General features: G+C 60.2%; 11 protein-coding genes. 3 read left to right on the top strand and 8 right to left on the bottom strand.

Annotated features, from left to right (window positions below; genetic code table 11):
• On the top strand, nucleotides 1-352 hold a 352-nt coding region (locus VL547_RS05240), incomplete at its 5' end, for an SDR family NAD(P)-dependent oxidoreductase (RefSeq protein ID WP_325575949.1).
• A gap of 123 nt (nucleotides 353-475) precedes the next feature.
• A complete protein-coding gene (locus VL547_RS05235; protein ID WP_325575947.1) occupies nucleotides 476-1,180 on the top strand; it encodes a hypothetical protein in 705 nt (234 codons plus the stop codon).
• On the opposite strand, the gene VL547_RS05230 is transcribed toward VL547_RS05235, so the two are convergent.
• From VL547_RS05230 to VL547_RS05205, 6 genes are all read right to left on the bottom strand, one after another.
• Nucleotides 1,128-1,544, bottom strand: a complete 417-nt coding sequence (locus tag VL547_RS05230; RefSeq protein WP_325575945.1) for a VOC family protein — start codon at nucleotides 1,542-1,544, stop codon at nucleotides 1,128-1,130. The genes VL547_RS05235 and VL547_RS05230 overlap by 53 nt on opposite strands.
• Nucleotides 1,545-1,595: 51 nt before the next feature.
• A complete protein-coding gene (locus tag VL547_RS05225) occupies nucleotides 1,596-2,075 on the bottom strand; it encodes an AraC family transcriptional regulator (protein ID WP_325575943.1) in 480 nt (159 codons plus the stop codon).
• Between the two features lie 92 nt (nucleotides 2,076-2,167).
• On the bottom strand, nucleotides 2,168-2,965 hold the full coding sequence (locus tag VL547_RS05220; RefSeq protein WP_325575941.1) for a DUF4249 family protein: 798 nt from the start codon (nucleotides 2,963-2,965) through the stop codon (nucleotides 2,168-2,170).
• Between the two features lie 6 nt (nucleotides 2,966-2,971).
• Nucleotides 2,972-5,290 (bottom strand): TonB-dependent receptor, encoded by a 2,319-nt coding sequence (locus VL547_RS05215; RefSeq protein WP_325575939.1) that lies wholly within the window; start codon nucleotides 5,288-5,290, stop codon nucleotides 2,972-2,974.
• Nucleotides 5,291-5,381: 91 nt separating this feature from the next.
• On the bottom strand, nucleotides 5,382-6,125 hold the full coding sequence (locus VL547_RS05210) for a LytTR family DNA-binding domain-containing protein (RefSeq protein WP_325575937.1): 744 nt from the start codon (nucleotides 6,123-6,125) through the stop codon (nucleotides 5,382-5,384).
• Nucleotides 6,125-7,135: a sensor histidine kinase gene (locus tag VL547_RS05205; protein WP_325575935.1), complete on the bottom strand. Its 1,011-nt coding sequence runs from the start codon at nucleotides 7,133-7,135 to the stop codon at nucleotides 6,125-6,127. Before VL547_RS05205 ends, VL547_RS05210 begins: the two co-directional genes overlap by 1 nt.
• Nucleotides 7,136-7,199: 64 nt before the next feature.
• Between VL547_RS05205 and VL547_RS05200 the strand changes: the two genes are divergently transcribed.
• Complete coding sequence (locus VL547_RS05200; RefSeq protein WP_325575933.1) at nucleotides 7,200-7,961, top strand: hypothetical protein; 762 nt, start codon at nucleotides 7,200-7,202, stop codon at nucleotides 7,959-7,961.
• Nucleotides 7,962-7,965: 4 nt separating this feature from the next.
• Here VL547_RS05200 and VL547_RS05195 read toward each other — a convergent pair whose 3' ends face one another.
• Together VL547_RS05195 and VL547_RS05190 are read right to left on the bottom strand one after the other, a co-directional pair.
• Complete coding sequence (locus VL547_RS05195) at nucleotides 7,966-9,123, bottom strand: dipeptidase (RefSeq protein WP_325575932.1); 1,158 nt, start codon at nucleotides 9,121-9,123, stop codon at nucleotides 7,966-7,968.
• Nucleotides 9,027-9,869, bottom strand: a complete 843-nt coding sequence (locus VL547_RS05190) for a ferritin-like domain-containing protein (protein ID WP_325575930.1) — start codon at nucleotides 9,867-9,869, stop codon at nucleotides 9,027-9,029. The genes VL547_RS05195 and VL547_RS05190 overlap by 97 nt, the downstream gene beginning before the upstream one ends.
• Between the last annotated feature and the right edge of the window lie 19 nt (nucleotides 9,870-9,888).

Below are 9,888 nucleotides of genomic sequence, written 5' to 3'. Positions count from 1 at the left end.
GCGGTCGGCCTACGCGGCGGCCAAGCACGCGCTCCACGGATACTTCGATTGTCTCCGCGCGGAGGTGGCGTCGTCCGGAATCTACGTCACGATGCTAACGCCAGGGTATATACGCACGGCGATTTCGGTACATGCCGTAACGGGGGACGGTTCGGCGCTGGGCTCGGTGTCGGAGAACATCGCGCACGGGCTCGACGCGGCCGCGGCCTCCCGGCAGATCATGCGCGCGGTGGCGGCGCGAAAATACGAGGTCTATATCGGCAAGTTCGGGATGGAGCGCATCGCATTATGGATGGTGCGGTTCTTCCCGGGGTTTGTTTTCCGGCAGGCGTCAAAGTTTGCGCCCAAATGAGGCGGGGGGCAACCTGGATGAGGCGCGGAGCCGCCAGGACGCTGGGCGCGTTGGGAATGTTCGTCGCGCTGGGCCTCGCGGGGTGCCGTGCGCCGAAGGTCCCGCCGCCTTGCGTGGCGAACGTTGGAAAAGCATTTTGCGCTGCTCGACAGCCTGCGGGTGAACGATACTTCGGAGACCGCTATTGCGGGTCCGCTGGCGGCGACGCCGGCGCTGCTGGCTTCCTATAAAGATTCACTGGCCGTCATGAATACGGAAGCGATAGCCGATTTGATTATTGCACGGTCGTATGATTCTACCCTGACCCTGGTAACCTGGGACAATGGATCGGGCGACCACCCCATTCCGGAAACAGCGACCCTGGCGATCATGGGTCAGCCGGGGAGGCATACGACGTCGATGGTCCCGGAACCTCCCTGCCTGTCCACATATGCGGAGATTTGTCCCACCTTCTATTACTTCGAGATATATCCACTGGGCGGGGCGTTGTACCTGGCCGTGGGCAGCGGGAAAGAGCCAGGCCCCTACCCGCTCAGGGTGATCAGCGCTTTCCGGGTGGAGGCGGGCCGGCTTGAACGGGCGGATATCTTTCCGGTTCTCGATTCCGGGGACAAGGCCAATCTCTTTTTTGAATACGATCCACGCGCGGCCAAAGGCGAAGACCCCGAGTTCAAGGTCAGCGGGGATACCGTTCTTTACCCGGTCATCACCGCGACGCCGGACGGCGCGGGTTTTGACGGGCGATATAAGACGCTCGTGTTCGACGGGGTGCGCTTTACTCTTTCTTCGGCTGCGAAAGGCTATACCAGTTCCCGGAGTCGTCCTTGAAGATGCACTCGATGCCGTAGAATTCTTCCTTGGGGGCCTTCTTGAATTCGACGCCCTTGGCTTTCAATTCCTCGTAGGTGGCGAAGACGTCCTCGGTTTCGAAGACGCCGTAGCCAAAGGTGCCGCGTTTGATCAGGTCGCGCATCTTTTCGGCGGCTCCCTTGTCGAACATCATGCCTTCGACGACGGGGAGGAGGGTCAGCTCGAGGTCGGGTTGTTGGGGGCTGCGCACGGTCAGCCAGCGGATGCCGGGGGCCAGGGGGGCGTTGGTGTGGACCTCGAGACCGAGTTTGTTGACATAGAAGTCTTCGGCGCAGTCCTGGTCGAGGACATAGATGCAGACGTGCGATAAGCGTTTGATCATACTGCGTGTTTGAGGAGTCGAAGGTCGGGGGCGAGCGACAAACGGACTTCTTTAAAATTGCTCTTTTGGGGCCTCGGCGGGCGCCGCCGCCGGCGGCACGGCGACACTTGCCGCGGCGACGGCGGGGGACGATGCCCAGCCGTGGTGCGCGGCGAAGCACGGCGGGACGAAGTGGAGGGGCTCGGCGCGCATGGCCTGGCATTCGCGCTTGAAGGCGGAGGGGGTTTGGCCGGTGAGACGTTTGAAAAGACCGGTGAAGGAGCTGAGGCTGTCGAAGCCGACGGCGTAACACGCGTCGGTGACGTTGTGGCCCCCGCGGAGGAGCGTGCGGGCGCGGTCCACGCGGACGGCGGTCAGGTACTGGCCGGGTGTGCGGCCGTAGGCTTTTTTGAAGAGGCGGATGAAGTGGAACTTCGAGAAGAAGGCTTCACCCGCCACGCTCCCGAGGTTGATGGGGGTGGCGTATTGCTCGTCGATGAACAATTTCGCCTGGACAAGGCGCTTATAGAGATAGACGCGCGGATACGACACCCCCGGAAGGTACGGCATTTTGGGAAGCCGCAGGAACGGGAGCCGCGGGAACGGCGGCATGCCAGGACCGCGGGAGCGGCGGCCGCGGGACGCTACATTTTCGGCACGTCCGTCTGCGAGCTGCTCACGGTATGTGCGCTGAAGATCCCGAGGGCGCCGCCGTAGATATTGCTGGTGGGGTTACCGGGGGCGGCGTTGCCGGCTTGCTGGCCGGGGTCGGTGATCTGGGTCACTTCATAGAAGTAGTTGTATACGTTCGGGTCGATACAATACATGTCGATGCGCAGCTGGTCGAAGGGTTTGAGGTCGGAGGTGTCGGTGTTGAGCGTTTCATGGATGAAACGGCCGTCGGACAGGCGGTCGCTGAAGACGAAGGTCTTGGGGAGCTGTTTGCCGTTGACGTAGAGGACGAACTGGTAGTCGTTGCCGATGCCGGGGGGGTCCTGGAAGTTGGGGATCGGCTGGATGTCCGTGTTCTTGCCAAAGGACTGGCTGTAAAAGCTGATGTCCTGGAGCTCCACGGGGGCGGGCATGGTGGACTGGGCGGTGTAGGACTTACCGTTATAGTTCACCAGCAGGGCGTAGTTGTGACCGCTGACGCCGGTGAGGGTGTGGGTCTGGTAGGTGCCGGGGCTGGTTTCGGTAAGTGTGTCGGCCTGCCGGAGGTAGGTATCGGCGATGATGACCTGGGCGCCGGATACGCTGGGGTACGGGTTATTGGAGTAAAAGTCTTCGGACGTGCTCATGGTGACGGTATAGGGACCCGGCTGGTCGGTCACCGCACCGGTGATGACGAGCTGGGGACTGGTGGTGCCGAGGTTCAGGTGGACCGTCTTCTGACAGGCGCTGAGGACGAAGGCGAGGGCAAAAAAAGCGAGAAGGGGCTTCATATCGGATTAGAATTTGAAGTTGTAGGTGATGGAGGGGATGATGCCAAAGAGCGCGGTTTGGGTCGCGAGGGTCTGGTTGGCGTTGTTGGGGTCCTGCTTGAACGTGATGATGTACGCGTTCCAGCGGTCGTAGGCGTTGTAGATCGAGAAGGTCCAGCTGCTTTCGGAGTGCTGGGTCTTGTGCGTGATCACGGTCGCGCCCAGGTCGAGGCGGTGGTAGGCCGGCATACGGTTCCCGTTACGCGTGGTGTAGAGGTAGACGGGTTGGCCGTTGACCTCGTACTTGCCCGACGGCCAGGTGACGGGGTAGCCGGTGTTGTAGACCCAGTTGGCGGAGAAAGACCACTTCCGGGAGGCTTTGTAGGTACCCACCACCGATAGGTTGACGGGTTCGTCCTCGCGGGAGTTGAACCAGGTGTCGTTGTTGACGCCGGGTATCTTTACCTGGCTCTTGGAGAAGGTCGCCGAGACCCAGCCGGTGAGCTTGCCTTCCTTTTTCTTTGCATATAATTCCAAGCCATACGCCCGTCCGGGGCCGTACAAGAGGTCGGCTTCGACGTTCTCGTTGGCCTGGAGCTGGGCGCCATTCTTATAGTCGATCTGGTTTTGCAACGCTTTATAATACACCTCGGCGGAAAACTCGTACCGGTTGTCCAGGAGGTTGTGGTAGTAGCCCAGCGAGACCTGGTCGCTGATCTCGGGTTTTACGTTGGGGCTGCTGGGGATCCAGAGGTCGGTGGGCGTGCTGGACGTGGCGTTGGACAACAGGTGCAGGTACTGGACGTTGCGGGCGTAGGCGGCCTTGATCGAGCTGTTGTCGCCGATCTGGAAGCTGGTCGAGAAACGGGGCTCCAGGTTGAAATAGCTTTTGACGATCTGACCGGAGGAGGCGCTGTCGGTATGGATGACGTCGCCGGCGGAGTCGTAGGTGTAGAACTTCCCGGGGCCAAAGACCTGGAAGAGGCTCCCGCGGAGACCGTAGGTCAGCTTCCAGCCCGGCAGCGGGGTCCAGTCGTGGGATATGTAGGCGGCGCTTTCGAGGGAATATTTCTTCTGGAGCGACACCGGGTTGTAGCTCGAAGCCGCGTTGGTGTTGATGATGCCCGGGGACGGCTCGTGGTGGATCACGTCGATCCCGAAGTTGAGCTTGCTGTCGGTGCCCAGCGAGTACTGCAGGTCCTCCTTGAGGTGGAGGTCGACGATCCGCGAGGCGATGGTGATGTTGTCGTCGTTGGAGTTGATCGCAATGTTATACTTGTAGTTGCTGTAGATGAGCGACGTGTTGGAAAAAAGCCGGTTGGAGAAGATGTGGTTCCACCGGAACGTCGCGGTGCTGTTCCCCCAGTCGATCCCGAACTGGCCCGACACGCCGAGCTTGTCCTGGCCGAGGTAGCCGCTGAGGTATATCTTGTCCCGGTCGCTGAACGAGTAGTCGGCCTTCAGGTTCAGGTCGTAGAAATAGAGCGTGCTTTTCTTGAGCGTGGTGTCGGTCGACAGCTTCAGGAAAAGGTCGGCGTAGGTCCTCCGGGCGGTTACCAGGAAGGATCCCTTATGTTTTTTGATCGGGCCCTCGAAGTTGAGGTGGCTGGCGATCAGGCCGATCCCGCCGCTCACGCCATAGCGCTGGTCGTTGCCGTCGTTCATCTTCACGTCCAGGACGGAGCTCAGGCGGCCGCCGTACTGGGCGGGCATTTCGCCTTTATACACGGTGACGTCCTTGATCGCGTCCGAGTTGAAGGTCGAGAAAAAACCCAGCAGGTGGCTGGGGTTGTATACCGTCGCCTCGTCGAGCAGGATGAGGTTCTGGTCGGCCGCGCCGCCGCGGACGAAGAACCCGCTGTTACCGTCCCCCGCCGATTCGATACCCGGGAGGAGCTGGATGGTTTTCAGGATGTCTTTTTCTCCGAACAAAACGGGGATATTCTTTATATCGGCCGTGGACAATTTCTGTACCCCCATCAGCGACTGGGTGATGTTGGTGTTGGAGCGGCCGCCGCGGACGACGACCTCCTTGAGCTCCTGGCCGACGGCCAGGGAAACGGACAAGGTCGTGTCCTTATGGAGGTCGACCTCGACGGTGTCTGTGGCGTACCCCGAAAAACTAATCAGGACGTGGTAGGTCCCGGATGGGGCGGTGATCGAATAAAATCCGTAGGAGTTGGTGACCGTACCGGTCACCGGGCGTTCCATCAGGACGACGGTCGCGCCGATCATGGTCTCACCGGAGGACCGGTCCTTAACGGTGCCGGCCAGGGTATGCCGGTCTTTGTTTTGGGCGACCAGCGCCAGGGGCGCCAGCAAGGGCAGGAATAGCAGTTTGATCATGGCGTTTTGCATGGTGCAAAGATGCTTTGTGAAATGTTAACGATTTGTGGTATTGCTGCGAACCGCACAAATTTCACATTGAATCGGACAACTACAGCGTTAACCAATCCAGTAGGGCGGTTCCCCGGGTTTTGCTGACCACGATGGGGTCGTCGAATTTGATGGACAGCCCGAGCACGTATTTCCTGGGGAACGATTGGGCGGCTTCCTTTACAGCCGACCGGTTCACGAGGTGCTGGCGGTTGGCGCGGAAAAACATCCGGCCTCCCAACTTTTCAAGTTCGTCGAGCGTATGGTCGACGGCGTGTTTTTCGCCCTGGTGATCCACGAGCTTTACCGTGTCCCGGTCTATATAAAAAAGGGCCACGTCCTCGAGCCGGACCGGTTTGACCTTGTCCCGGTAATATACGAGGACGGAGCGGGGGCGTTGTTCGAGGAGCTCCGTCAGACGGGCGTAGTTCACTGCTTTTGAGAAGTGCTTGTCCCACTGCCGGTACCGGTCGAGGGCGCCCCGGACGGACTCCGTGTCAAAGGGTTTGAGGATGTAGTCGATACCGTTATGCTTGAAGGCGTCGATCGCGTAGGCGTCGAAGGCCGTACAGAAGACCACGGGTTGGTTTTGGCGTATTCGCTTAAATATGTCAAAGCTCAAACCATCGCCCAGCTGGATGTCGGAAAAGATCAGGTCGGCGTCTACATCGGTACGCCACCAGTTCACTGCTTCCTCCACGGAATGCAGGATTTTTGTGACCACGACGGTTTTGTCGGCTTCGACGAGCGTCTCGGCCAGGTCCTCCGCGCTCAGCGGCTCGTCTTCAATGATGATGATCTTCATTACGTATGTATCAAACCCAGGCTCACCTGGAAAAACGTCTCGTTCGTCGTAATCTGTATGTCCTCCTTCAGGAGCAGGCGGTAGCGCTCGGAGAGGTTGGTCAACCCCAGACCCGTGCCCTGTTCCTTTTGCGGTTTGGGCTGCCGGTTGTTCTCCACGAGCAGGCGGCCGTTCGGGTCCATATGGATACGGATGGTGAGGGGCGATCGCTGTGTCAGGATGTTGTGCTTGACGGCATTTTCGAGCAGCAGCTGCAGGGAAAACGCGGGGAGCTTCCGGCCCTTTTCGGTCGCGGGGATGTCGACGACGTAGTGGAGGGCGTCCTGGAAGCGGGTTTGCTGCATGTCGAGGTAGTAGAGGCTGAAGCGGAGCTCCTCCTCCAGGGTCACCAGGCTTTGCTGGGTGTGGGTCAGCGAGAACCGGAGGAACTCGCTGAGTTTTATCAGGTATCCTTCCGCTTCCGGCGGGGAGCGCCGGATCAGCGATTTCAGGGCGTTCAGGGAATTGAACAGGAAGTGCGGCTCGAGCTGGCGGACCAGCTTTTCGTGCTGGGCCTCGACGTTGGCGGCGCGGAGCTCCGCGTTTTCCAGGCGGACGCGGGCGGATTCCAGCCGGGAGAGTACGAACTCGATGAGGATCAGGACCAGGGTCTCCACGACGATCACCAGGGTCGTCATCCGGAAGAAGCTACCGGGGTGGTCATAGTGCACCCACCCGATATACCCCGCCGTCGTCAGGGCGTACAATACCAGGTAACCCGGGAGGTAGAAGTTCAGCCAGCGGCTGGGGAAACGCCGGGACAGCCCGGGTTGTATCCATTTTAATACGGCAAGGTTGGCGCCCCAGCAAATCGCCAGCAACAGCGGCTGGGTCGCCATGCGGACGCCCGGTCTGCGTGGGTCGGGGCCGTCGGCGGGGCCGCCCAGGTAGATGTTGACGGTCAGCAGGAGGAGGGCGATCAGGATCGTTACGGCGCCCACGCGGATCAGCTGTTTGTATTTTTCCTCCATGGGGGCAAAGATAAGGCCAGCCGGGCGGGAATTTCGTATGTATGGTGAACCAACTCGTTGCATTATGAAACGCTTGCTTTTCTCCTTGATCGTCCTCTCCGGCTGTAGCCGCTACTATTATCGCCCCAATGCCGTCAATACGCCCCTCTTTACCGGGGGCGGACAGGTGCACGTGGCGGGGTCCATTGGCTTTTCCGGCCAGAGCGACAACAATTCGGAGCACTGGAACTCGACCTTTGCGAACGTTCAGGGCGCGGTCTCGCCGGTTAACCACCTGGCTTTCATGCTCAACTACAGCAGCTACCGGTATACCACGGACCGGCCGGACACGGCTTCGGGGAACGTCAATGCCAGCGCGCACCTCCTGGAGGGGGCCATAGGGGGGTATTATGCCAAGGGGCGGAAGTTCAAGCTTGTCGCCGATTGCTTCGTGGGGTATGGGGCGGGGCCGATCTGGAGCGACGTGAATATGAACGTCGACCGGTTCTTTGTCCAGCCGGGGATCGGGGTCCGGTCGCCCGCATTCGACGCGGCCTTCAACCTTCGGATTTCGACGGTGAACTATTCCCACTTTTCCTCCGGCCGTTCCGTCAGTTACCTGCAGGACCACGATCTGATCGATAACAACGGCACGCGGATCGACGGGCGGACCTATACCTTCGCGGAGCCGAGCTTTACGGTGCGCGGGGGATACAAGTTCCTGAAGATACAGATGCAGGCGGTGCTGGCGCAGGACCTCAATAACGACGTGCACTGGCACTACAACGCGTTTATGTATACGCTGGGGCTGTACTTTAGTTTGGAGGACGCGCTGAAGGCGAGGTAGGTGCTTATGGACGGTTCGCGGCGAAGACGCGGCGGAAGTTGCCGTTGGCGATCTTCGCGATGTCCGTTTTGCTGTAGCCGAGTTTTTTAAGAGCCTTTGCGATCTTCTTGTAATCGCGAACATCGTCCATCCCCTTTGGATAGGACTCCGCCCCATCGAAGTCGGCCCCGATACCGACGTGGTCGACGCCGATCAGCTTCACGATGTAGTCGATGTGGCGGATCAGCAGGTCCAGCGGGGGGCGCAGGGCCTCGACTTCCTTTGGGTGCGCGGCGTACAGACGCTCGGTGGCCTCGTCGACGTCACCGCCCATGAGCCGGGTCAGCGAGTCGAGCTCGTTTTTGTGGGCGGCCAGGAAGTCGGCCTGGTGACCGTTGTAGGCGCTGTCCAGGAAGCCGCTGTAAAAGTTTACAAAGACCACCCCACCCTGCGCGGCCAGCGCCTTGAGCTGCGCGTCCTTGAGGTTCCGGCGGAACGGGTCGAGGGCGTAGGCCGAGCTGTGGGAAGCGATGACGGGTTTGGTGGAGACCTTCAGGACGTCGTAAAAGGTTTGGTCGCCCGTGTGCGAGACGTCCACCATGATGCCCAGCTCGTTCATCCGGGCCACGATCTGGCGGCCCTTTTCGGTGAGGCCCTTGTGCCCCACCGAGTCGCCCTTTAGCACCTCATCCCGGGCGGAGGTCGCCCAGGGGGTGCTGTTGTTCCAGGTAAGGGTCATATAGACCATGCCCCTTTGGGCGAGGCTGTCCAGGTAGTCCATCCTGTTTTCGATCATATGGCCGCCTTCCACCCCGATCAGGGCGGCGAACTTTTTGTCCTTTATCGCTTGTTCCAGCTCGTGCGCGTTGCGCACCAGTACCATCTTGCCGGGGTTTCTTTGTATAAGGCTCTCCAGGGAGTCGATCTCCTGGTTGGCCCGTTTGAAGGCGCGGCCGGCGCCGTATTCTTCCCCGCACCAGATGGAAAAGACCTGGGCGGCCATGTGTCCTTCCGCGGCCTTTACGAGGTCCAGCTGGACATCGGGCTGCTTACGCGTTAAGTCCTCGCCGGTCCGCACCTGTTTGCTCAGGACGTCGTTGTGCGTGTCGATCCAGCGGATATCGCGCTGGGCCCGGGCGGAAAGGGCGGCGCACAAAATGGCGAGGCATAGATAGGAACGCATACGTCAGGTTTATGCGAATTTAGGGAACCCGTCGTTTGTTTGGTGACCCGGCCCAGGGTTTTGTGGTACTTGTAGTGCATCTTCCGGCAATAGCCCTCAAAGGTGTTGCCCCCTGCTTTGAAGAGACGCCGGTGCGCCACCCAGACGAGCGTGGCTACCGCCCAGAAAAAGTACCTGTACAGCGGGCGTCGCAGGGCCCTGCCGGTGGGGGACTTTGTCTGGTAGATCGTCGACATCCGCTCGACCTGGAAGGTGATGTGGTAGGCCTCGTCGATGAGGATATCGGTGCAGATCTGGCGCAGCAACGGGCAGCCGGTGGCGTCCTTGAGGGCCTGATAAAAGACCTGGGCGGTGCTTTCGACGACGATGACGGGCAGCGTCCACATTTCCATGTTGGTGTTGAAGTACCGCACCTTGCGGAAAAGGGTGTCGCCCCAGTCCTTTTGGACGCGGGGTACGCCGATCTTGTCCAGGTAACGGCCGAGGTTACCACCGTGTTTTTGCTCTTCCTTGATGAAGAGCTCGATCGCCCGCACGTAGGCGGGGTCGTCGGTTTTCGCGGCATACTTGCCGGCGGCGCGGATCAGGTTTTTGCCGTCGGAGGTCTCGCCGAGCTGCCAGGCCTGCAGCGAGCGCTGGATGATCCGGAGCTTGTCCGGGGTGATGTCGGGGGTAAGGCCCCAGTCTACGCGCTGGAACCTGGCGTTTTCGCGGTAGTGGGCGATCCATTCGGTGCTGGTGGGCATAAATTTTGGTTTTAAAAGT

It is taken from the genome of Dinghuibacter sp. (genome assembly GCF_035492835.1).
GTDB lineage: Bacteria > Bacteroidota > Bacteroidia > Chitinophagales > Chitinophagaceae > Dinghuibacter.
This window is presented reverse-complemented; position numbering and strand designations above follow the sequence as displayed.